The organism is Nannocystis sp. RBIL2 (genome assembly GCF_026626745.1).
Taxonomy (GTDB): Bacteria; Myxococcota_A; Polyangia; order Nannocystales; family Nannocystaceae; genus Nannocystis.
Window position 1 is genome coordinate 283,563 of the sequence record NZ_JAPNJW010000001.1, and the last position, 22,912, is coordinate 306,474.

The window sequence follows — 22,912 nt, forward strand, 5'->3', positions numbered from 1 at the left end:
GCCCGCTAGCCGTCGCCGAGGTCGATCACGTCGCCCTCGTCGGTGACCTCGAACAGGCGGTCCCGGCGGCCGCCGTTGGCGCGGACCTGGGCGCCGCCGGCCTCTTGCGTGAAGTCGAGCACGATCGTGTGGTTGAAGGGCGTGTCGACGGCCGCGAGGCCGGCGAACGGCATCAGCTCCTCGGGCGCCAGCAGGAAGCCGGCGAGGTCGGCCTCCCAGCGGCCCATCAGCGTCTGCCAGCGGCGCCAGCCCTCGACCTTGAGCGCGTCGTCGACGCGGGACAGCAGGCGATCCGACTGGATCTCGACCTCGCGCTCGGTCGCCGTGTCGACGCGGATCTCCGTGACCAGCCGCTGGCTGCCGTCGGCCGCCCACGTCAGCTGCGAGAAGCCGTCGAGCAGCGTCGAGTCGCCGCGCAGCGGCTCGTAGTAGATCGAGGCCAGCAGGCCCTGGCCGTCCGGCCGCGTATACACCACGCGCATCGTCCCGCTGAGGCCGATGCCGGCGTAGGGGCACGGCGAGTCCTTGCTGCCGAACCAGATCCGCAGCGCCACCGCGCCGGGGCGGCTGACGACCGCGCAGGGCGTGTGCATCGCCACGGCGGCCGCCACCTCGTCGGTGATGCCGGCCAGGCTGTCGTCCGGGTCGATGCTGCCGACCAGCGCGACCATGGCGTTCTCGATCACCATCGCGCGGCCCTGGTCGACCACCTCGACCACCGCCTGGCGCATCTCGACCGTGCTGGCCGGCTCGGGGGTGCACGCGAGCAGCGCGGCCGAGGCGGACAGGGCGAGAGCAGCGAGGCGGCGCACGGGCGGATCTTGCACGGGGTGGCGCGGGCCGGCAAGCTCGCGGCCCGTCGTCCACCAGCGATTGCCTCGTGGGGCCGGCCCTGCAACAGTATCCCCACGCATGGCCCCCCGCGTCCTTCCCGTGCTCGCCGCGCTCGCGCTCCTGTCCGCTTCGGCGAGCGCGACCGCGGGCGTCCAGGCCCCGCCCTCCCCGCACGCCAGCAGCAGCGGCAGCGCCGACCTGGCGCCGATGCCCGCGACCCAGCCGATCCAGGGCAACCCGCCCGACCTCACCCAGCCCGCCAGCGTCCCCGCCTGGCAGCCGCCGCCGCCCGACGTCGCCGCCCCCTCGGTCCCGGCCACCGCCGGACCTGCCCCTGCGACCATGGCCCCAAAGCCAGCCGAGCCCCAGGGAGGGCCGAAGCGCGGGCCGCTGTGGACCGAGGGCAAGCCGCTGATCGGCGGCGGCTCCAAGGTCGGCGCCTACATCGCCCCCACCTTCAAGCTGACCGGCTTCGGACGCTCGCCCGGACTGATGCTCGGCGCCGACTTTGCCGTCATCGTCAACGAGCGCTTCATGTTCGGCGCAGCCGGCACCGCGCTCGCCACCCCGCTGCCGGCCCAGCGGAGCGACGATCGCACCTTCAACATGCGGACCCAGTACGCCGGCGTCACGCTGGCCGTCGCGTTGCTGCAGGTCCGATTCTTTTCGCTCCAAATCGGCGCGCTCATCGGCGGCGGCCGGGTCTGCCTCAACGACGAGCGGCTCGACCGCTGCGTCAATCGAGCCGCGATGTTCGTCGCCGAACCCGAGCTCGGCCTGTCGTTCGCGCTGACTCGCGTGCTGCGGCTGGTGCTCTCGGGCGGCTATCGCTTCGCCGTGGCGCAGCCGTGGAGCGGGCCGAGCGACCGGCTCCTCAGCGGTCTGACCGGCACTCTCGGCCTTCGCCTCGGCAAGTTCTGACAGCGACGACACGCGTCGCTCGTCCGCTCGATCGGCGCCATTTCTCGAACAGCTGCCCGCGGACAGCCGTACGCGGCAGATGGCGATGAAGACGGCTTGCTGGGCTCGAAGCGGCGAGTATCGTAGAGGCGTGGAGTGGGCCGCGTCGTCTGAGCTCGAGGCCAAGCCTGCGGCCGCGCCGGAGCGTGCGGCCGTCGGCTCTGCGCGCGAGCAGGCCTTCGACGACCTCACGCGCCTGACCGCCACGCTGCTCGGCGCGCCGATCGTCCTCCTCGCGCTCGCCGACCAGGGCTCCGCGTGGCTCGCCGCCAGCGTCGGCCTCGACGTCGTCGACGCCTCGCCCTACCTGTCCTTTTGTACCTCCGTGATCCCGCGCGACGAGCCGCTCGAGCTGAGCGATCTCGCCGCCGACCCGCGGTTCGCCGCGCACCCGCTGGTGGCCGCCGGGCCCCGGCTTCGCACCCTCGCGGCCGCCCCACTGCCGGGCCTGGACGGCCAGCCGCTGGGCGCCCTGTGCGTCCTCGACGTCGTCCCGCGCCGCTTCACCGAGGACCAGCGGCGCGGCCTGCTCGCGCTGGCCCGCCAGGCCGCCGCGCGCCTCGAGCTCGATCGCCGCGAGCGCGAGCTCGCCGAGCAGCGGGCCGACCTGGCCCGCGCGCGCGCCGAGGCCGTCGCCGCAGCCCGCGCCAAGGACGTGTTCCTCGCCAACATGGGCCACGAGCTGCGCACCCCGCTGAACGCGATCCTCGGCTGCGCCGAGCTGCTGCGCGAGGAGGCCACCGCGGCCGGTCTGGGCCAGCTCTTGCCCGACATCCAGACCGTCGACCGCTCGGGTCGCCACCTCGTCGCCGTCATCGAGGACATCCTCGACCTCGCGCGCCTCGAAGCCGGCGTGCCGCAGCTGCGGCGCGAGTCGGTCGCGCTCGCGCCGCTGGCCGAGGAGATGGAGGCCGCCGTGCGCCCGCAGCTGCGCGGCAAGCCGCTGCGCTGGCGGCTCGCGCTCGAACCTGGCCTCGGGGACATCATCACCGACGCGACCAAGCTGCGCCAGATCTTGCTCAACTTGCTGAGCAACGCGATCAAGTTCACCGCCCGCGGCGAGATCGAGCTGGCGGTGCGGGTGGCCCACGAGGGCGACCGCGAGTTCATCGCCTTCCGCGTCGCCGACACCGGCATCGGCATCGCCGCCGACAAGCTGTCGCTGCTGTTCCGCGACTTCTCGCAGGTCCACGACGCCCGCCACAGCTACGGCGGCACCGGCCTCGGCCTCGCCATCAGCCGCCGCTTCGCCCGCCTCCTCGGCGGCGACATCCTCGTCGACAGCGAGCTCGGCCGCGGCTCCCGCTTCACCCTGCTGCTGCCCCGTGGCCTTCAGGGCATGTCCTGAACGACATGTTCCTAAAAACATGCCCGTGAGGACATGTCCTTTCGCTCATCCCGGCCCAGGGCCGCGAACGCGGCCTCGCCCCCGGTCCTCGCGCCGCACGAGCCTCGGCTCGACACGCGCCGCAGCGCCCCGAGGCGACCGACGCGCGACGCCGCGAACCGTTCGACCGCGAACGCCGCCTAGAAGCGACCCTGCAGCACGAACCCGCCCATCGTCGGCAGCACGCGCACGCGGGCGCGCTGGCTCGACTCCCACTCGGCGGTGGCCCGCTTGCCCTGGGCGAACGCCACCGCGCCGCCGATGAGCAGGCCGAGGCCGACGACCCCGACGGCCATCATCCCGAACGCGACCCCGTTGGCGCGCGCCCCGTCGGTCTTGAGGTCCTGGCGTTCGCTGCGGAGGGCGTCGCAGGTCATCGTGTCGGCGCCCACTGCGTCGTCGACCTGCGTCAGCCCGCAGCCGCCCGCCTCGAGCTGCTCGTAGATCCCGCCGTCACCGTTGAGCTGGTCGTGCAGCCGGGCGCCCTTGCTGGCGAACGCGGCGCTCACCGCCACGCCGACCACCGTCAGCGCTCCACCGCCGCTCATCAGCCCGATGCCGAGCAGGCGCCGCGGCTTGCCGGGGTCGACCGGATCGGGCGCCGGCGGCGGCGGTTCCGGCTCGGGCGCCACCTCGGGCGGACGGATCCGCTCGATCTCGGCGTCGATCTCGGCCAGCACTGGCTTCACCTCTTCCGGATCGGCGCCGAGCGTCGGGTCCTTCTCGATCGCATCGACATACTCGACCAGCGCCTTCTTGGCCGCGTGCAGCAGGTCGGGCTGCTGCTCGGTGTCGTAGAGGCGCTTGTAGGCCAGCCCGATGTTGTAGAGGATCAGCGGGTTCTTCGAGCACTTGTGAGCCGCCTCGAACTTCTCGATCGCGGCCTTGGTGAACTTCTGATCGTAATCCTTGAGGCCCTCTTCGTAGAGGGCGCTCGGGTTGCGGCAGTTGGACGCTGGCTTGTCCTTGGATCCGGCAACGGGACTCACGGCGAAGTTGGCCGCGAGCACGAGGTGGAGCGTGAGCCGCAACATCGGGCGCGAGGCAGACCCATACCACGGATCTGCGAGGGGCGGCGGGATTCGGAACGGCCGGGCCCGCTCGCGCGCGAAAATCCCTGCGCGCCGCGTCGCCGGGGTCTCGCTCCGCCCGTCGCGGGCGCGCTCTGGTCGCCCTCGGGTGTTCGCGTTACTGTCCTCGCGTGTTGCGAGATCTGCTGCGCAAGGCGCAATCGATGGCGGAGAAGCACCTCCCCGAGGGTGTCCGCGAGACCAGCCGCAAGCTCATCGAGCAGGTGCAGGAGCGCGCCGCGGCGCTCGGAGGGCGTCACGAGGCCCGCCCCGAGCCGCCCGCCGGCGAGCCCGCGCCGCAGGATGAACCATTGGACAGGTCCGATCCGATCGTCGTCGTCGTGTTCGGCTACCCCGGCGACGCGGCCACCGATCGCGTGTCCGCCGTGTTCACCGCCGAGGGCATCGCCTTCCGCCGCATGAACCTCCACGACCAGCCGCAGGCCGCCCGCCAGATCGCCGGCGTCACCGGCGTGATGGCCCCGCCCTACGTCTACGTCCGCGGCCGCTTCTGGGGCGGCGAGGGCGAGATCGACGGCCTGCGCGGGCTCGGAGAGCTGCACACGGTGGTCGCCGGCGACCTCGCCGGGCTCAGCGACGAGGCGCGCCGGATCGGCAAGCTGCGCGAAGAATTCGACGACGCCCTGACCACCGAGAACATCATTCTACGGCTCCGCCGCGGCCATATCCTCACCCTCGACGACCTCGACTGCTGGTTCGAGCCAGGTCCCGAAGGACAGGGCGGCCGATTGTTCTACGAGGGCGCGCCGCGAGCCGCGGACGAGCTCGAGCAGGTCGCAGCCGAGATCGCCGCTCGCAGCGCCGGCGGCGACCTGCGCGCGGTCTGGCGCTTCGAGCCAGCAGTGTCGATCTGAACCCCGGGCCAGGCCCGCCTCGCCCGCGCACGCACGCTTCCGCGGCCACGAACCCGACGTGAGCCGCAAAAAAGAAGGGGCCGCGTGAAGCGGCCCCTTCTTCGTCATTCGTCCAGCTCGGCTCAGCCGCCGGTGGTGCTCGAGCCGCTGGTCGTCATCATCGTGTCGGTGCCGGTCATGCCCACGTCCTCGGACAGGTCACCGCACTGCGAGAGCAGGCGCGGCGCCACGTCGACGTTCCACACGCCGCTGCAGTACTGGCCGAAGTTCGGCCACACCTTGTTGTTCTGGTCCTTGTACAGGGTGTTGTCCTGATCGAAGGCGAACGGGCACAGGTCGCACGAGTCGCCGATGCCGTCGAAGTCCTGGTCGCGCTGCGGCAGCGTGCACATGAACTTGTAAAGCTCGTCGGCGTTGCCGTTGATGCTCGGGCTGTCGAGCGAGAGCGGCTGACCGGCCTCGGCGCAACCGGGCGGCAGGTTGACGACGCCCGGAGTATTCATGACCTTCTCGGTCAGCTTACGGCACTTGTCGGGGCCCTCGCCGCCGCAGTCGGCCTTGAGCGGGACGAACAGCGGGGGCTTGGGCGGCTCGCTGCCGTCCATCGCCATGGCCCACGCCTCGCGGGCGGCCTGGTACTCCATCATCAGGCGCTCCACCTCGTCGCGCTCGAGCGGCTCGCCGTCGGGCATGAGGCGCGGGGCGTCGATCGTGTCGGGCTGGAACACCGTGGTGCAGCACATGCCCGAGGGCGCGACCTTGTCGTAGAACGCGATCGGGCGCGCGTCCGGGGTCTCGAAGCACTCGCTGTTGGTCTCGCAGTTGAAGCCGACGAAGTCGCCGTCGGCGTCGTTCTCCTCCGACATACCCATCTGGACCTGCTGCGGGTTGCCGACGAACGGGCAGGTGTCGCAGATGTCGCCGATGTCGTCGCCGTCGAAGTCCGAGTGGTTGCTGCAGAACCCGGCCGCGCAGGTCACGTCCTCGCCGCCGCAGTCGGCGTCCTCGGTGCAGGCCTTGACGCGCTGACGAGGGCACTTGTCGTCGCCGTTCGCGACGCCGTCCTGGTCGAAGTCATCCTCGGGCCCGAAACCGACCGGGCCGGCCGCGCCCTGGCCACCCATCGTGATCAGGTCGGCGCACGCGTCACCGATGAACGGGTTGGCGTCGTTGTCGACCTGGCACTGGCCGTCGTTGTTGAACGGGACCGCGTCGCCGATCTTCGCCGGGGTCAGGTTGCCGCCCTCGCCGAAGTCGCCGCAGTTGGGCACGGTGATGCAGTTGTCGCAGACGTCGCCGATGCCGTCGCGGTCGAAGTCCGAGTTGTCCGGGATGTTGCGGACGCGCATGCGCTCGGACGCCGTGGCCGCCTCCGCGTTCTTGTTGTAGGTGGTGACCGGACGCGTGCAGAAGTCGCACTCGTTGCCGAGACCGTCCTTGTCGGTGTCGGCCTGCGTGTTCATCGTCGCCACCGTCGGGCACAAGTCGACCACGTCGCCGGCCTCGTCACCGTCGCTGTTGATCTGGTCCGGGTTGAAGTCGTCGGGCGCGTTGTCGCAGGAGAACGGGAAGCCGTCGAGATCGAGGTCTTCCTTGCACTTCGGCGAGTCGATCTCGAAGTCGTACCAGAAGTCGGGCTTGCCGGCCTTGCCGCCCTTGGCCACGTTCCCCTCGGCGTCGATCTTCGGCATGCTGAGCACGAGCGGCATGCCGCACGCGTCCCAGAACGCGGCCGCGTAGTCGGCGGGGCGATTCTTCATCGCCTCGAAAACGTCCTCGCCGTCGGCGAGCGTGAGGCCCGGGACCTTGAAGCGATAGCGAACCGGGTTGTCGCCGGTGTTCGGCTGCAGGATGGCGCCGAACTCCTTGGCGTCGATCTCGACGCGGACCGAGCCGATGTCCTGGTCGCGGACGTTGACCGACAGGCACGGGACGCTGCCGTTACCAGACTCGAGATCCTCGGCAGTCTTGGCGCAACCGGCGCCGCCGGCGATGACCTTGCCCTCGACCGGCTCCTCGTCGGTACCACCGAGCTCGATGATCTGGAGCTTCTCCAGGTTCGACGGGCTCATGTCGTACTTGTTCGAGAAGCGCAGCTCGAAGTCGTCACACGCGCCGATGCGCAGGTTGTTGGTCGGGAAGCCGCTGCCCGGGACCACGTGGAAGTCGGGCGTGTGGATGACGTAGGTCGCCTTGTCCCGCAGCGTGTTGCCGACCTTGTCGCGGATGTACTGCAGGATGTTGCCGTCGTCGTCCTTCGAGGTCTCGTCGTTGAAGACGATCTTGTAGGTCGAGCTCGAGCACATCGCCCGGTCGAAGTTCTCGTAGTTCTCGAAGAACCCGTTGTCGTTGCCGCGCCAGCCGTCCTTGATGTTGAGCGCACCGGCGCCCTTGGCCCGGCCCGCCGAGCAGGTCTCGGCGAAGCTCCGCGGCATCGCGCCGAGGTCGGCCGGCAGGAACAGCACGCCCTTGATCGCCGGGTCGTAGATCACGCCGCCGTTCTTCGACACGAACTTGAGCGCGTACTGGCCGATCTTCTCCTTGATGAGCGGCTTGCTGATGTCGCCGCCCTCGTGGCACAGCGAGGCGACCAGGTCGGTGCAGCCCGCCGCCGGCGACTCCTCGCACACGCAGTTGCGGGCGATGCTCGGCAGGGTCTCCTTGCGGTCGTAGCGGGGCGTCGGCTTCACGCCGGACTGGAAGTACGGATCGCACTCGGCCGGCAGCTGACCGCCGCTGAGCTCGCCACGGCAGCCCTCGAGCGCCGAGATCGTGTTGCTGATGTCGGCGTCGGCGAAGGCGAAGCGGCGGCCCTTGGCGTTGCCGGCCGACTCCGACTTGGTCTGGGTGCAGCTCTCGTCGAGGCAGATCGGGTACGGGGCGTCGGTCTGGTAGCACGCCGCGATGCCGGTGCCGTTCCAGCGCTTGTCGACGCAGAAGCCCTGCTCACCGGTCGTGGCCGGCTCGACGCGGCACTCGACGAACCACTCGGCGCGGCAGACCTTTTCCAGACAGTCGGGATCGCTGCCGGTGCACGCAGCGCCGTCCTTGGTGCCGACGCAGTTCATGCCCGGCAGGTTCGGCGACGGCTTGGCCGCGCAGTCCTCGTCGGTCTGGCACGGGACGTTCAGCTGCTCGACGCCGTCGGGGCGCTGATCGGGATGGGTCTCGCGCAGCTTGTCCTGCAGCGGCAGGCGGAACGTCCCCTTCTCGCCGCCCCACGCGTACGCGAACTTGCGCACCTCTTCGGTGCGGTTCACGTACGGGATGAAGTCGCGACACTGAGCGAACTTGTCGCCCATCAGGTCGCACTTGATCGCGGTGCCGGCGTTGGGGCTGGCCAGCTGGTCGCGGCTCGCCTCCTGATCCGCGGGCACGCTCTTGGTCACGCCGTACTTGGCGACGTTGACCGACAGCTCGTAGTCACACGCGTCGCAGCAGGTGTCGACGCCGTCCTGCGGGGTCGTGCACGACTGCGAGGCGCGGCGGGCGTCGGTCTCGCCGGTGTAGGTCTTGACCTCTTCGCCCGTCCGCATCTTCAGCGGGATGGTCTTCTTGGTCGTCGGGTCGACGAACAGGCCGTCACAGGTGTTGTCGTCGACGTTGTTGTGGTCGAACGCCTGGCCCGTCTTGGACAGGTTGTCGATACACGCCAGGTTGACGAGGCGGTTGATCTGGTCGGGCTGAGTCTGCGAACCCGGGCGATAGTCGCCGTTGTAGCGGGTGATCGGACCCTCGAGGTGGACGATGCGCGTCTTCCAGTCGTAGACCTCGAACAGCTGCGGGTTGACCGGCGACTTGCGGACGAGCTCGACCGACTGCGGATCCAGCAGGTTGTTGAAGATGAACTGCAGGCCGTCGGTGACGATCAGCGGCGAGACCTTGCACCACTCCTGAGCACCGCGCGGAGCTTCGATCGCCTCCTCGGTCTCGAGACAGGGGATGACCTTCTCGACGAAGTAGTTGCCGCTGTTGATCTCACCGGGACAGTCAGGGCCCTCGCACTCGGGGCCGAGCAGCTTGACGACCTTGCCGGCATAGTTCACGCCCGCGACGGTCTCGAGGATCAGATTCTCGGGATCACACACGCCGCAATCGGGGTCGGATACACAGCCGCCCAGCGCGGTCGAGGCGCCGAACATGGCGAGCGCGGCGAGGGCCCAAGCGCCGGTACCGGCGTCGCCGCGGTGAATCGGGCGCGACAAGCGGGGAATGCTACGGAGGAGGTTGTTACGCATGGCGACGGTCCTGCTCATCGAGTCGGTTAGGTTTTCTGCCGCAGGGTGTCCGGAGTCGGCTTGTCCTTGTTCTTCATGATGCCCAGCACGTCGGCGCCGGAGTGCTTGGCGATGTCGAGCACCTCGACCGCGAGCCCGTAGACGGCGTCGTCGTCGAAGTTGACGAAGATGACCTTCTTGTCGCGGAACTTGAGCTGGTTCTCCAGCGTGTCCTTGAGGCTCGACTTCTCGACCGGCGTGCGGTTGAGCGTGATGGCCCCGTCCTTCGTCAGACCGAGGACGAGGTTCTCACTCTCAGGCTGCGGCTTCTGCCGCGTCTTGCTCTCGGGCGGCACCTTGACCGAGAGCTCGGGCACGTTCTTCGGCAGCATCACCATGAAGATGATGAGCAGCACGAGACAGACGTCGACGAGAGGGGTGACGTTGATATCGCTCTGGGCTCCCTTTTTGGAGCCGCCTGCTGACATGCTCATGAGGCGATCCTTCGCAGCCGCCGGGGGCTCGCGCTGTTGTTAGCCTACCGCCGTTTGCCGCGGAGGTATAGGAAAAACGCAAGCGGCGCGCCTCGGGGAGGGGCGCGCCGCAGGGTTTGGGCGGGGTTTGGTTCGGACTGAGTTCGGACGCGGGGAGGTCGTGATGTGAAGGTCGGTGACGTGGGGCCGACAGCGCCGGGTCGGTGCGGCCCGGCCGCTCGACCGGCCGCGACATCACAGACCCTCAGGTCGCAGGTCCGGACTGATTGGCGACCTCGACCACGAGGGCCACGTCCTGCATCTGGACGTTGCTACCCGTGATCCACTCCATGACCGTCTTGACCCGGCCCCACTGGGTGCCCTTGTCGCCTTTGACGAACAGGATCGGGCCCTTGTAGTCGTTGGCCAGCGCCTTGCCCGAGGCGATCTTGAGGTCCTCGTCGAGGCGGGCGAGGAACGGCTCCTTCTCCGTGTACATGTCCGTCTCGACCCAGGCCCCGTCGTCGTTGACCGAGACGAACACCTGGTCGCCCTCCTTGTGCATCGTCGCAGTGCTCAGCGTCGGCAGCTGGACCGCGACGCCACGCCCGAGCATCGGCGTCACCACCATGAAGATGATGAGCAGCACCAGACAGACGTCGACCAGCGGGGTGACGTTGATGTCGCTATTGGCCTGCGCCGGCTGGATGCCGTGGTCGCTCTTGTACGCGACGTGTCGGCGGTGCTTGCCGCCCTTGCCGCCACGGCGCGAGCTCGTGGAAGCGGACATCAGGGGTAGCGCCCTTCCTTGAGGACGAAGTCGATCAGCTCCGACGCCACGTCGTTCATGTCGATCTGGAAGCCCTCGACCCGCGCGTTGAAGGAGTTGAACATCACGACCGCCGGGATGGCGACGAGGAGGCCCACGGCGGTGGCGACGAGGGCCTCGGAGATCCCGCCCGCGACCGACGACAGACCGCCGCCGCCGTCGGACGAGATGCCCTGGAACGAGTTGATGATGCCGACCACGGTGCCGAGGAGGCCGACGAACGGCGCCGTCGTGCCGACCGTCGCCAGCGAGGTCAGGCCGCGCTTGAGGTTGGCCGTCTCACGCTCCTTGGCGCGCTCCAGCTGGCGGTTGACCGCGTCGACGAGGTCGAAGTCTCCGACGTCCTCGGGACCCTCCTCGTTGAGGGCCTCCATGCCCTTGATGTACTCGTTCAGGCCCGCGCCCACGACCTTCGCCAGCGGGCTGTCGCCGTGGGTCTGCGCCGCCGCGACCGCCTCTTGCAGCTTGCGCTCCTGCAAGAAGTTGCGCAGCAGCATGATGTACTGGATCGAGTGCCGCCGCGACCGCGAGTAAGCCCGCAGGCGCTCCAGCACGATCGCCAGAGACAGCAGGAACATGAGCAGGAGCAACACCAAGATGACCTTGGCGAAGATGCCCATCTGCTCCCACATGCCTGCGAGGGAGAAGTCCGTTCCGCCGGTGTTGGCGAGTAGCGTGGTGATGTCCATGAGCTCCATGTCGGATGCCTGTCTTCTCGTTGGGGTCGGCTGAGGGCCTGAAGGCCGTGCGGTGGATCAGGCCCAAGGGGCCGTGCAGTGGGGTCTTTTCGAGGCCGGCGGCCTGTGACCGCGAGGCCGGAAGTCGAATGGCTGGGCCGGGAAACGGAGGAAGGTCGAGAGCCGTCGAAGCAGCCCGAAGGGCCCGAGCAGGCCCCGGATGGGGCCGTGTGGCGAGCAGGCCCGGAGGGCCGTGAAGTCAGTTGAACTTGATGTTGAAGTCGACCTCGGAGCACACCTTGGTCGCCTTGCCGCCGACCATGAAGGGCTTGAAGCGCCACTTCTTGACCGTATCGCGGCAGATTTCGTCGACCTTGGGGTCGTTGTGGGGGAACTTCTTCTTGAGCTTCACGTCGGCGGTCTTGCCGTCGACGTCGACGCAGAAGAACACCGAGACGGTGCCGGGCCGCTTGTCGAACATGCCGGCCTTGGTCGCGGCGAGCTTGTTGGCCTCGGGGTCGGGCTTGTAGATCGCGTTGCCCATGACCACCGCGATCGGCTTCGGCGCCGTCGCCTGGGTCACGTCCCGCTTGGTCGCCACGCCGCCGAGCTGACCGCCGAGCTGACCGCCGAGGACGCCACCCAGCACGCCGCCGGGCACACCGCCGGGCACACCGCCGGGCACGCCGCCGGGCACCGCGTTGGTCTTGGCGCCGCCCGCCGACTTCTTCACGTCGGGCACCTTGTCGGGCGTCTCCTTCGGCTGGACGATCTCCTCCGGGACATCCTCCTCGGGGATCTCTTCCTTCTCTTCTTCTTCCTGCGTCTCGGCAGCGGCCGGCGGCGGCGGCGGCGGCGGTGGCGGTGCCGCCTCCTCGGCGCTCATCTGCACCATCAAGAACTGGACCGTCGGCGGGTCCACCTTGGTGATGTTCATCTTGTTCGCGGCCCAGACGAAGATGATGCCGGAGAAGGTGAGCGTGCCCGACACGACCGAAGCGATCGCTATCCGGCGCTGACGCTTGGGGTCGGAGTTTTGGTACGTGAGATAGTGTTCAAACATGGTGCGGTCTCACTGGCCCCGAACGCCCGCGCCAGAGGCGGGCGCTGCGGCTACTTGCTCCCCTGCCCCTTGCCCTTCTTGCCCTTGCCCTTGACCGGCTCCGGTTCGCCGCCGCTCTCGAGCAATCGGATCTCCTCTTCGATCGCCTTCTTGCGCTCGGCGTCGGACGCTTCCTCTTCGAGGGAGATCGGGCGCGGCGCCAGCATGCAGCACGGGCCCTCCGGCACCTTGTCGGTCGGGCACTCGGGCTCGACCTTGATGTCGCAGATGGCTTTCTGCTGCCGCCACGCCGACAGGCCGTCCTCGCGCGCGAGGATCATGTTGAGGTTCTCGTTGGCGGTGTTCTGCGTCGGATCGTCGCCGTACCGGCGCGCCAGCTGCCGCTGGGTGTACGCGATCGATCGATAGATGTACGCCTCGATGAACTTGTGGTCGATCATCGTCGCCTTGTCGAGGAGGGCGATCGCCTCGTTGGCGAGCGCCAGGCGCTCCTCTTCCGACAAGTTGGCGTTGTACTGCACGCCGCTGTCGGGCTCCGGATAGAGCCGCTCGAGCTTGCGGATCGCCAGCGCCAGGTAGGCGCGCACGCTGGTCGGGAAGTCGACCGTGCGCTTGACGAACCACTCGTCGGCGTCCTTGGTGCGCCCGCACGTCTCGTACTGCTTGGCGATGCGCGTGTACCAGCCCTCTTCCTTCGGCTCCTGGTTGTGCCTCTCGAGGAAGTACGACAGCAGGTCGTCGCAGCGCTCGTCAGCGTCGAGCAGCGCGAGCCGGTGGTTGAGGTACGCCTCGCGGTCGGCATCGGTCACTTCGTTGCCGGCGCGGTCGAGCCACGTCTTGAAGTCGGACAGCGCGAGGTCGGTGAAGACCTTGCGGTCGGCGAGCTGGTTCGGATCCTTGATCTTCAGGACGATGCTCTCGGCCGCGCACGCGCGGTTCCAGAACAGCGTGACCAGGTCGGGCTCCAGCTTCTCGGCCTCGTTGTACTTCTCGATCGCCTCGCGATACTGACCGTTGGCGTAGAAGTTGTTTCCTTCGCGGATGAAGTCGCGCGCGGCGATCTTGGTGCAGCCGGGCGCCAGGAACAGGGCACACGCGGCAACTGCGGCGAGAATCGGACGCATGGAGAGCGCCAGTGTACAGAGATGTGAGGGGAGTTCAAGACGCCCCGCGGTTCCGAGCGCGGCCGTTGCGGCGACCTTGAGTGCGGGCGGCGGGGCCGCAAGCCCACGACGCCCGTGCGAGGCGGTTTGCACGGTGGGGCGTCCGAACTCGGTCCGATCCGCCGATCTTCGTTCGCCCTAGCCATCCGTCCAGCGCGCGCCGCACCGTGGCGCCGTACCACCGTCCAGGGCCGCGGGCGTCGGTTCTCGCCGGTGGGTCGGGTCGGCGGCGGCGCCCTGCCTCACCGCCTGCCGGGTCGCGGCCGTGGATCGCCCGAGCCCCTTCTGCATCGGGTCTTCTCACCCACCGGCAAGGGCGAGCGAGACGTCGGAGAGGCGCGTGCGGCAGGCTGCGAGGGTGATCAGGCGGTCGAGGCCGAGAGCGATCCCGGCGCAGGGCGGCAGCCCCGGCAGCTCGGCCAGGAAGTCCTCGTCGATCGGAAGCGCCGGCGCTCCGTGGACCCGCCGCAGCTCGTTGACCGCGGCGAACCGGCGCCGCTGCTCCTCGGCGTCGCGCAGCTCGACGTAGCCATTGGCGATCTCCAGCCCGCCGACGTGGCACTCGGCCCGCCGCGCCAGCCACGGCCGGCCGGGGTCGGTGATCGCCAGCGCGGCCAGCGGCGCCGGGAAGTCGACCAGGTGCGTGCCATCATGTCCTTTCAGCCATGTCTCGAAGAACATGTCCGACCAGGCAGTGAAGAACGCGGTCCAGGCGAGCAGCGTCCGCGCGCGCGGCTCGGCGCCGGCGCTCATGTCCGCCGCTCGCGCGACCTCGTCGGCAAGCGCCGGCGGCAGCGCGGCGAGCAGCTGCCCCGGGTCTTCGTCGCCGCGCAGCGCCGCGCCGCAGGTCGCGGTCACGACCTCGAGGAAGCGCGCGCGCTGCCAGGTCTTCGGGACATGTCCGTTCGAACCTGTCGCAGCGAACACGCGGGCGACGAGCGCCTCGACGTCGGCGAGCAGCGGATCGAGGTCGGCGCCGAGGCGGTACCACTCGACGAGATGGAACTCCTCGCTGTGACGCTCGCCGATCTCGGCGCGGCGGAACACGTGCGCGATCTGGAAGATCGGCCCGCTGCCGCGCACGAGCAGCCGCTTCATCGCCAGCTCGGGGCTGGTCGCCAAGAGGCCTGGCGGCGCGGCGATCGGGTCGATGAACGGCTCGACCGCGACGGCCGGCACGCGCACCGGGGTGCTCACTTCACGCAGGCCCTGGTCGCGAAAATAGCCGCGCACGGCGGCCAGCGCGGCGTCCCAGATTTGCACGCGGGCGGGCCAGGCCAGCCCGCCGAGCTCGGCCGCCATCGACTAGGTGTTGATGCGCTCGACGTAGGCGCCGGTGCGGGTGTCGATCTTGACCTTGTCACCCTCGCGGATGAACAGCGGGACCTGGATCTTGTGGCCGGTCTCGACGGACGCGCTCTTGGTCGCGTTGGTCGCGGTGTCGCCCTTCACGCCCGGCTCGCACTCGGTGATGGTCATGACGATGTGGCTGGGCAGCGTCACGCCGACCGGGCGGTCGTTGTAGAAGAGGACGTCGACCGAGATCTGGTCGAGCAGGAAGGCCGAGTCGTCGCTGACGATCTCCTCGGCGAGCGCGACCTGCTCGTAGCTCTCGTTGTCCATGAAGGTGTACCCGTTCTGGTCCTTGAACAGGTACTGCATCTTGCGCGACTCGACGTTGGCCGGGTCGAACTTCTCGCCCGAGCGCCAGGTCCGGTCGAGGACCGCGCCGGTGATCATGTTCTTGAGCTTACACTTGTAGAGCCCCTGCCCCTTGCCCGGCTTGACGAACAAGAATTCGACGACGACGTAGGGGTGGCCGTCGAGCTGGACCTTTGCGTTCTTGCGGAGTTCGGAGACATCCATGGGCGTCGGGTGGGTAGTATCTCCGCGCCCTCGCTGTCAACGGCGATCGCCGCCGGGCCCGCTCGAGAGAAGTCTCGTTCGAAGCCGTCGCGCCCACTGCGCGTTTACGCGGGGGCCGCGCAGGGCGGATCCCGGTTGAGCCCCGCGGATCTCCCCGACCGGCCGAGCGATTTCGCTCATTTGCCCATGAGGCCAGCGCAGACCCATTCTGCGCGCGGGCGCCCGCCAATTCCCCGAATTTTAAACGGTGAAAAGGTGTGCCGGCGGGGTCCCTGCACCACTGTTTTCCCGCGAGAATTCGGTGACGGACGCGGCGAAGTTGTGGCAAAGTCCGGGGCCAGATTTTTCATCGAGGCTCACCGGAAAATGCAGCTTACGACCAAAGCCCGATACGGCCTGCGCGCCCTTTGCCATGTCGCTCACCGTGGATACGCCTCGGCCCACGTCATCGCGGAGCAACAGGCGATTCCCTCGCGGTATTTGGAGGAAATCATCGGCGAGCTGCGCAAGGCCGGCTTCGTGGTGGGCAAGCGCGGTCCGCGCGGCGGCTACAAGTTGGCCCGTCCGGCCGCTGACATTTCGATCGCCGAGGTGCTTCAGGCGCTGTCGACCCCAACCAGCAGCGGCCCCGTGACCGGCGATCCGCAGGACGAGATCACGCGGATCGTCGAGCGCTCGGTCGACGCCCGCTTCGAAGCGGCGGTCGGCCAGCTCAGCCTCGAGCAGCTGCTCGGCGAGGCGCGCGACAGCTTCCGTCGCCGCTCCGCGGACTTCATCATTTGATCCGCCCCTTGTCCGCATGCCGCCGGTCTGTGTCGACGACATCCTGAGCCTGATCGGCAACACGCCGCTGGTCCGGATCCGCAAGCTCCACGCCGGCGACGCCCACGCCACCGTGTGGGGCAAGTGCGAGATGTTGAACCCGGGCGGCTCGGTCAAGGACCGCATCGCCCTGGCGATGATCGAGGCCGCCGAGGCTCGCGGCCAGATCCGTCCCGGCGAGAGCGTCCTCGTCGAGCCGACCAGCGGCAACACCGGCATCGGCCTCGCGCTCGTCGCCGCGGTCAAGGGCTACCGGCTGATCCTGACCATGCCCGAGAGCATGAGCCTCGAGCGCCGCAACCTGCTCAAGGCCTACGGCGCCGAGATCGTGCTGACCCCCGAGGTCGAGTGGATGGAGGGTGCCGTCGCGCGGGCGCGTGAGCTGTGCCAAAGGCCAGGTCACGTCATGCTCCACCAGTTCGAGAACCCGGCCAACCCGGAGATGCACCGCCGGACCACCGCGCTCGAGCTGATGGCCCAGCTCGGCGATCGCCGCGTCGACGGCTTCGTCGCCGCGGTCGGCACGGGCGGCACGCTCACCGGCGTCGGCGAGGTCTTGCGCGCCCGCTGGCCCGACGTCGTCATCGTCGCGGTCGAGCCCGATCGCAGCGCGGTGCTCAGCGGCGACGCTCCCGGCCCGCACAAGATCCAGGGCATCGGCGCCGGCTTCGTCCCGCCCGTGCTCAACACGTCCGTGTTCGACCGCGTGGCCCGGATCCGCGATGACGAGGCGTTCCGCATGAAGCAGCGGCTCGCCCGCGAGGAGGGCCTGCTCGTCGGCATCTCGGCCGGCGCGGCGATGGTCGCCGCGCTCGAGCTCGCGGCCGAGCTCGGGCCGGGCAAGGACGTCGTCACGATCCTGTGTGACACCGGCGAGCGCTACTTCTCGCTCGACGAGCAGTTCGCCGCAGCAGCCGGCGCCTGAGGCCCGATGGCCGGCGGTCGCTTCCTCGTGCTCGGCGCCGGCGGCCTCGGCTGCCCTGCTTTGCTCGGCCTCGTCGGCGCCGGGGCGCGCCACATCGCCATCGTCGACTGCGACGACGTCGACGCCACCAACCTGCACCGCCAGGTCCTCTACGACCTCGGCGACGTCGGTGCGCCCAAGGTCGAGGCGGCGGCTCGTCGCTTGCGCGCTCTGGATCCGCGGCTGCAGGTCGAGCCGATCCCCCTCCGACTCGACGAGCGCACGCTCTCATCGCTGCTCGCGGCCCAGCCGGCGGACACCGTCGTCCTCGAGTGCAGCGACCAGCCCGACCTCAAGTTCCTCGTCCACGACCTGTGCGGCGAGCACCACCTCGACCTCGTCATCGGCGGCGTCCAGCGCTGGGGCGGTCAGGCGATGGCAGTGCGTCACGGCGCCGGCGCGTGCTTCCGCTGCGTCTTCGAGGCCGCGCCGCCGGCCGAGCTCGCGCCGTCGTGCGCCGCCGTCGGCGTGCTCGGCGCCGCCGCTGGTGCGCTCGGCTTCATGATGGCTCACCTCGCGGTCGCCCTCGACGCGGCTCAGGACGTCGCCGGCACGCTCGTCGCCCTCGACCTCCGCGAGCTCCGCCCGCAGCAGATCCGCCCCGCCCGACGCGCGGGTTGTCCCGGCTGTGATCCTCACGCGCCTGCGCCCGTCCGCGGCCCGCTGGGGCCGGCCTGCGCCACGGCGGCGGGAGCGGCTTGCAGTCGCTGACAGCTCTGTTCACTATACTGAACACACCGTCATGCCCAACGTCCGGATCCCCACTCCCCTGCGCAAGTACACCCAAGGCCGCGAAGAGGTCACGATCGACGGCGAGACCGTCGGCAGCGTGCTCGACGGCCTCGAGCAGAGCTACCCGGGCATCAAGGAGCGGATCTGCGACGAGGCCGGCAAGGTGCGGCGGTTCGTCAACGTGTTCGTCGGAGAGGACGACATCCGCTTCCTCGACAACCTCGCCACCGCGGTCAAGGCCAGCGACGAGATCAGCATCGTCCCCGCGATCGCCGGCGGCTGAGCGTCCACGCCACATGCTGCCCACCGGCCGCGAACAACTCCTCGGCGACCTGCGTCCCGCGCGAGCTGTCCGAACGGACAGCATCGTCGACCTCGTCGGCAACACCCCGCTGGTGCGGCTGCACCACATCGAGCGCGACGCGCCCGGCGTCGAGATCTGGGCCAAGTGCGAGTTCTGCAACCCGGCCGGCTCGGTCAAGGATCGCGCCGCCCTGCGGATCGTCCGCGACGCCCTGGAGCGCGGCCTGCTGCGCCCGGGCGTGCGCCTGATCGACAGCACCAGCGGCAACACCGGCATCGCCTACGCCATGGTCGGCGCCGCGCTCGGCGTGCCCGTCACCCTGGTGATGCCCGAGAACGTCAGCGCCCCGCGCAAGCAGGTCACCACCGCCTACGGGGTCGAGATCGTCTACAGCAGCCCGATGGAGGGCAGCGACGGCGCGATCGTCCTGGCGCACGAGCTCGTCGAGCGCGAGCCCGATCGCTGGCACTACGCCGACCAGTACAAGAACCCCAACAACCCGCTGGCGCACTACCACACGACCGCGCCCGAGATCTGGCAGCAGACCGGTGGCCGCGTCACGCACTTCGTCACCGGCATCGGCACCAGCGGCACCGTCGTCGGTACTTCGCGGCGGCTACACGAGCTCGACCCGGCGATCCGCTGCATCGCCATCCAGCCCGACGACGCCATGCACGGCCTCGAGGGCATGAAGCACCTGCCCTCGAGCATCGTGCCGGCGATCTACGACGCGAGCGTGCTCGACGACACCATCTGGATGCCGACCGAAGAGGGCTGGGACATGGCCGAGCGGCTCGCCAAGGAGGAGGGCCTGTTCGTCGGTCACTCCTCCGGCGGCAACGTCGCTGGCGCGCTGCGGGTCGCCAAGCAGCTGTCCGCCGAGGGCCGCCGCGGCGTGGTCGTCACCATCCTGTGCGACCGCGGCGACCGCTACTTCGTCCCGCTGCGCTGGGAGAAGCGCTACCTGTGGTGAAGGACATGTCCGAAACGCCAGCCTCCGAATTCGCCATCCCCGCCGCGCTGCTGGCCCGGATCTACGCCCAGTCGCGGGCCGAGTTTCCGGGCGAGTGCTGCGGCTACCTCAAGGGCCGCGGCGCCGACATGCAGCTTTATCCGTGCAAGAACTTCATGGACAAGCTGCACGCGATGGACCCCGAGACCTACCCGCGCACCTCGGCCAACGGCTACAACTTCGGCGGCCGCGAGCTGATGGACTTCACGCGCGCGTTCGACGGCGACGACCCGCCGACGATCATCTACCACTCGCACCCGCGGGTCGGCGCCTACTTCTCCGCCGAGGACGAGGCCGCGGCGCTGGCCGCCGGCTATCCGGTCGACTACCTGGTCGTCGACGCGCAGGAGCACGAGATCGGCGGCGCCGTGCTGTTCCGCCGCGTGCGCGACGTCGGCCCCGGGGCCTACGTCGAGGTCGCGCGCTTCCCCGGCGACGCGCGCTAGAGCCGCTCTCGCAGCGCCGGTGACGGTCGAAAGGCCCGCATCCGGGCCTTTTCGAGCCGCTCCGGCCGCGTCTCGTCCCGGCGCGACTCGAAATGCCCCGCTCGCGGCACTAGACTGTGCGGGTGCTGGTCGCCCTCCTCGTCGCCGCGCTCGTCGCTCCCGGCCCTGCCGCCGCTCCGACGGGCGAGCACGAGGACGACAAGAAGGCCGCCTACCTCGCGGCCAAGCGGGCCCCGCCGCCGGCCCGGCGCGCGTGTTGCCCGAAGGACATGTCCGATGGCACATGTCTCATCGACCCGGCTTGCCGCGACTCGCCGCGCGCCGGCGCCGAGGCTGAGCGGGTGCTGTTCGCCCGCCACCTGCACACCCTCGAGGTCATGCCGCTGCGGGGCCCGCACCCCGAGGGCGCGCTGGCGCGGTTCTTCCGCTGCCGCTTCACCGACGAGCTGGCCAGCCACCCGGCCGAGCTGATCGCCGGCGTCGTCGCGGCGGCCGACCACTTCGGCGCCCGCGAGATCCACGTCATCAGCGGCTTCCGCCACCCCAAATTCAACCTCATGCTGACCAAGAAGGGCCGCGAGGCCGCGCGCGACAGCCAGCACGCGCGCAGCCAGGCGATCGACTTCGCGCTGGTCGGGGTCAAGGCCGACAAGCTGTACAAGTACGCGCTCAAGCGGTGGAAGGGCGGCGTCGGCTACTACCCCGTCAGCCAGTTCGTCCACCTCGACACCGGCAAGCGCCGCACCTGGAAGGGCCACTGATGGCGCGCGCGGCCCTCGTCGGCTTCGCGGCCGCCCTGGTCCTCGGGTCATGTTTCGAGGGACAGGCGCTGTGGGGCGAGCGCTGCGAGGCGGACGCCGACTGCGGCCCCGGCCTGCCGTGCCAGGCCGACGGCGTGTGCGCCCGCGAGCGCCGCTGCAGCGGCATGACGATCGACCTGCCCGCGCTGCGGCCGCAGGTCGCCTGGTTGCTCGACCACTCGAAGTCGATGCGCCGCTGCCTCGACGACCCCGAGGAGCGCGAGCGCTGCGCCCAGGCCGACGACCCGCCCGGCCCGTCGCGCTGGGACGGCGTCCACCAGCTCGTCCACGCGGTCGTGCCCGAGTTCGCCGACCGCGTCGACTTCGCCGCCGTCGTGTTCCCCACCCCGACCTTGATCTCCGAGCAGGGCATCTGCAACCTCAACGACAACTCGCGCGTCCCGTTCGACGCCGCGGATGCCGCCGCCGCGATCCTGGCGGCTGTCCCCGAGGACATCTCGTCGCCGCCGATCGGCGAGAACCCGCTGCGCGAGGCCTGGTCGAACCTGTTCGAGGCGAGCGAGGGCGGCCCGGTGCGCGCCCGCGCGATCGTCCTCGTCAGCGACAACCCGCCCAACTGCACCGCCAAGCCGCAGATCAGCTCGGACTTCGCCGAGAAGCTCGACGTCGAGGTCCACCCGCTGGTCGAGCAGAGCTTCGCCGCCGGCATCCCCACCATCGTCGTCGGCATCAGCGTCATGGACGTGATGGCCCCGCCCGCCGCCGGCGACAGCATGATCGACGACGTCAACCCGCACGAGTACTTCAACGCGCTCGCGCTGGCCGGCGGCGCCGCGCAGGCGGGTCCCGAGCACTACCTCCATCTGCGCGACAGCGCCGCAGTGCCCGAGGTCATCGCCGGCCTGCGTGAGCGCCTGGCGCCCCTCGCCGACGAGGTCGATGCTTGCCGGATCCGCATCGACGCTGCCCCCGACTACCCTGACCTCGTCGCCCTCGACGTCGACGGTCGCATGCACCGCGCCGATCCGGACTGCACCGACGAGCAGGCGTGGCGCTGGCGCGACGACAACCACCTCGCGCTCGAGCTGTGTCCCGACGCCTGCGCTCGCCTACACGCGGGCGCGATCGCCCGGCTGCGCTTCGGCTGCCCGTAGCGATCGACACGCGACCCGCAATTGATCGTGAGGCGGCGGGTACTGCCCGATCATGCCGCGCTCACTCCTATCCATGGCTTGGTTTGCGCTCCTCCTATCCGCCTGTCCTGACGGCAAGGCCGACAGCGACAGCGACGCCGCGTCGGAGGTGATGACCAGCATCCTGCCACCGACCACGCTGGACGACAGTACCAGCACGGGCGAACCGGGGACCACCACCCAGGACGAGCCCGATCCGACGAGCACCAGCAGCAGCACCACCGGCGACGACGGGCCGCTCAAATGCGACGACTTCATCCCGGTGAAGCCCGAGCCGCTGGTCCCGCGGGTCGTCCTGGTGCTCGACAAGTCGGGCTCGATGCTGTTCGAGTGGGACCACGACGGCGATCCTGCCACCGCCGCGGTCACGCGCTGGTCGAGCCTGCGCGCCGTCGTCGAGTCGATGGTCGGCGGCCTCGACAGCGTCGTCGAATTTGGCGCAGTCCTGTTCCCCTCGCTCGCGGCGAAGGCGAAGCCCACCATCGACGCCTGCGTCGTCGGCTCCGATCTGCTGGTGCCGGTCGGGCCGCAGGCGGGCGCCGCGATCCTGGACGCCATCCCGCCGGGCGACACCACCACGATCGCCGGCGGTACGCCCTCGACCGACGGCATCCTGGCGGCCGTCAACGCGCTCGACAGCCTCGAGGGCGACGAGCCGAAATTCATCATCTTCATCACCGACGGCGCCGCCAACTGCGACCCCGGCAACGAGCGCCTGTTCGACGACTACGACGACCGCCTCTCCACCACCGTCGCCGACGCGCGCGCCGCCGGCTATCAGACCCACGTCGTCGGCATCGACATCTCGAACGCGCTCACCCCGGTGCTGCAGGACGGCAACCCTGACGGCATCAACCCCTACGAGAAGCTCAACGAGCTGGCCGAGATCGCCGGCACTGCGCGGCCGGGCGACGAGAAGTTCTACAACGCCACCAACGAGCAGGAGCTGCAGGCCGCCTTGATGGCGATCACCGGCGTCGTCGTCTCGTGCGAGATCGGCCTCGGCAAGCCCGTCCCCGACCACTTCTACATCCAGCGCGTCGAGATCGGCGACGAGCCCGACCCGCAGGAGTACGACGGCCAGGACACCCAGGTCGGCGATTGCGGCAGCGAGAGCGGCTGGCAGTACACGTCGCCGGCGCGCGACGCGATCCTCCTGTGCGGCGCCGCTTGCGAGCACTACAAGGCCACCGGGCTCATCGAGATCGAGTACGGCTGCTTCATCCCCTAGAGTTCGGCGCCGCGCGGGTCCGGGCGAGCGAGG

Annotated in this window: 22 protein-coding genes; 12 read left to right on the forward strand and 10 right to left on the reverse strand. The window is 69.7% G+C overall.

The genetic code is table 11. The features are described 5' to 3' along the window. Positions 1–5 precede the first annotated feature (5 nt). Positions 6–812, reverse strand: a complete 807-nt coding sequence (locus tag OV090_RS01075; RefSeq protein WP_267701566.1) for a hypothetical protein — start codon at positions 810–812, stop codon at positions 6–8. 100 nt (positions 813–912) lie between these two features. Here OV090_RS01075 and OV090_RS01080 point away from each other — a divergent pair, with 100 nt between their 5' ends. Beyond that, on the forward strand, positions 913–1,755 hold the full coding sequence (locus OV090_RS01080; RefSeq protein ID WP_267701567.1) for a hypothetical protein: 843 nt from the start codon (positions 913–915) through the stop codon (positions 1,753–1,755). 130 nt (positions 1,756–1,885) lie between these two features. Continuing rightward, a complete protein-coding gene (locus tag OV090_RS01085) occupies positions 1,886–3,142 on the forward strand; it encodes an ATP-binding protein (protein ID WP_267701568.1) in 1,257 nt (418 codons plus the stop codon). 179 nt (positions 3,143–3,321) lie between these two features. On the opposite strand, the gene OV090_RS01090 is transcribed toward OV090_RS01085, so the two are convergent. Further along, positions 3,322–4,215 carry a hypothetical protein gene (locus tag OV090_RS01090; RefSeq protein ID WP_267701569.1) on the reverse strand — a complete coding sequence of 298 codons (894 nt, stop codon included), beginning with the start codon at positions 4,213–4,215 and terminating at the stop codon, positions 3,322–3,324. A gap of 167 nt (positions 4,216–4,382) precedes the next feature. On the opposite strand from OV090_RS01090, the gene OV090_RS01095 reads away from it, so the two are divergent. Further along, positions 4,383–5,126, forward strand: coding sequence for a hypothetical protein (locus OV090_RS01095; protein WP_267701570.1), 744 nt, complete (start codon positions 4,383–4,385; stop codon positions 5,124–5,126). A 122-nt stretch (positions 5,127–5,248) separates the two neighbouring features. Here OV090_RS01095 and OV090_RS01100 read toward each other — a convergent pair whose 3' ends face one another. The 8 genes from OV090_RS01100 to efp form a co-directional block, all read right to left on the reverse strand. After that, the gene (locus OV090_RS01100) at positions 5,249–9,331 is read right to left on the reverse strand and encodes a thrombospondin type 3 repeat-containing protein (RefSeq protein ID WP_267701571.1); all 4,083 of its coding nucleotides are present in this window, start codon (positions 9,329–9,331) and stop codon (positions 5,249–5,251) included. A gap of 59 nt (positions 9,332–9,390) precedes the next feature. Further along, positions 9,391–9,837 carry a biopolymer transporter ExbD gene (locus OV090_RS01105; protein WP_267701572.1) on the reverse strand — a complete coding sequence of 149 codons (447 nt, stop codon included), beginning with the start codon at positions 9,835–9,837 and terminating at the stop codon, positions 9,391–9,393. Between the two features lie 244 nt (positions 9,838–10,081). Further along, positions 10,082–10,606, reverse strand: coding sequence for a biopolymer transporter ExbD (locus OV090_RS01110; protein WP_267701573.1), 525 nt, complete (start codon positions 10,604–10,606; stop codon positions 10,082–10,084). Further along, a complete protein-coding gene (locus OV090_RS01115) occupies positions 10,606–11,343 on the reverse strand; it encodes a MotA/TolQ/ExbB proton channel family protein (protein WP_096332814.1) in 738 nt (245 codons plus the stop codon). The genes OV090_RS01110 and OV090_RS01115 overlap by 1 nt, the downstream gene beginning before the upstream one ends. 238 nt (positions 11,344–11,581) lie before the next feature. Then, positions 11,582–12,385: an energy transducer TonB gene (locus OV090_RS01120; protein WP_267701574.1), complete on the reverse strand. Its 804-nt coding sequence runs from the start codon at positions 12,383–12,385 to the stop codon at positions 11,582–11,584. A 50-nt stretch (positions 12,386–12,435) separates the two neighbouring features. Next, on the reverse strand, positions 12,436–13,509 hold the full coding sequence (locus OV090_RS01125; RefSeq protein WP_267701575.1) for a tetratricopeptide repeat protein: 1,074 nt from the start codon (positions 13,507–13,509) through the stop codon (positions 12,436–12,438). Positions 13,510–13,848: 339 nt separating this feature from the next. After that, entirely contained in the window at positions 13,849–14,850 is a 1,002-nt protein-coding gene (locus tag OV090_RS01130) for an amino acid--tRNA ligase-related protein (protein ID WP_267701576.1), read from the reverse strand. Between the two features lie 3 nt (positions 14,851–14,853). Then, complete coding sequence (efp, locus tag OV090_RS01135) at positions 14,854–15,414, reverse strand: elongation factor P (RefSeq protein ID WP_267701577.1); 561 nt, start codon at positions 15,412–15,414, stop codon at positions 14,854–14,856. 366 nt (positions 15,415–15,780) lie between these two features. Here efp and OV090_RS01140 point away from each other — a divergent pair, with 366 nt between their 5' ends. The 9 genes from OV090_RS01140 (at position 15,781) to OV090_RS01180 (ending at position 22,879) form a co-directional block, all read left to right on the forward strand. After that, entirely contained in the window at positions 15,781–16,197 is a 417-nt protein-coding gene (locus OV090_RS01140) for an Rrf2 family transcriptional regulator (protein ID WP_267701578.1), read from the forward strand. Between the two features lie 16 nt (positions 16,198–16,213). After that, complete coding sequence (gene cysK, locus OV090_RS01145) at positions 16,214–17,161, forward strand: cysteine synthase A (protein WP_267701579.1); 948 nt, start codon at positions 16,214–16,216, stop codon at positions 17,159–17,161. Between the two features lie 6 nt (positions 17,162–17,167). Further along, entirely contained in the window at positions 17,168–17,911 is a 744-nt protein-coding gene (locus OV090_RS01150; RefSeq protein WP_267701580.1) for a ThiF family adenylyltransferase, read from the forward strand. A 31-nt stretch (positions 17,912–17,942) separates the two neighbouring features. After that, the gene (locus OV090_RS01155) at positions 17,943–18,215 is read left to right on the forward strand and encodes a ubiquitin-like small modifier protein 1 (protein WP_267701581.1); all 273 of its coding nucleotides are present in this window, start codon (positions 17,943–17,945) and stop codon (positions 18,213–18,215) included. A gap of 13 nt (positions 18,216–18,228) precedes the next feature. Beyond that, positions 18,229–19,209 carry a cysteine synthase family protein gene (locus OV090_RS01160; RefSeq protein ID WP_267701582.1) on the forward strand — a complete coding sequence of 327 codons (981 nt, stop codon included), beginning with the start codon at positions 18,229–18,231 and terminating at the stop codon, positions 19,207–19,209. A gap of 5 nt (positions 19,210–19,214) precedes the next feature. Further along, the gene (locus OV090_RS01165) at positions 19,215–19,694 is read left to right on the forward strand and encodes a Mov34/MPN/PAD-1 family protein (protein ID WP_267701583.1); all 480 of its coding nucleotides are present in this window, start codon (positions 19,215–19,217) and stop codon (positions 19,692–19,694) included. A gap of 122 nt (positions 19,695–19,816) precedes the next feature. Continuing rightward, complete coding sequence (locus tag OV090_RS01170; protein WP_267701584.1) at positions 19,817–20,455, forward strand: DUF882 domain-containing protein; 639 nt, start codon at positions 19,817–19,819, stop codon at positions 20,453–20,455. Continuing rightward, on the forward strand, positions 20,455–21,609 hold the full coding sequence (locus OV090_RS01175) for a hypothetical protein (RefSeq protein WP_267701585.1): 1,155 nt from the start codon (positions 20,455–20,457) through the stop codon (positions 21,607–21,609). The genes OV090_RS01170 and OV090_RS01175 overlap by 1 nt, the downstream gene beginning before the upstream one ends. A gap of 73 nt (positions 21,610–21,682) precedes the next feature. After that, a complete protein-coding gene (locus OV090_RS01180; protein ID WP_267701586.1) occupies positions 21,683–22,879 on the forward strand; it encodes a vWA domain-containing protein in 1,197 nt (398 codons plus the stop codon). The last annotated feature ends 33 nt before the right edge of the window (positions 22,880–22,912 follow it).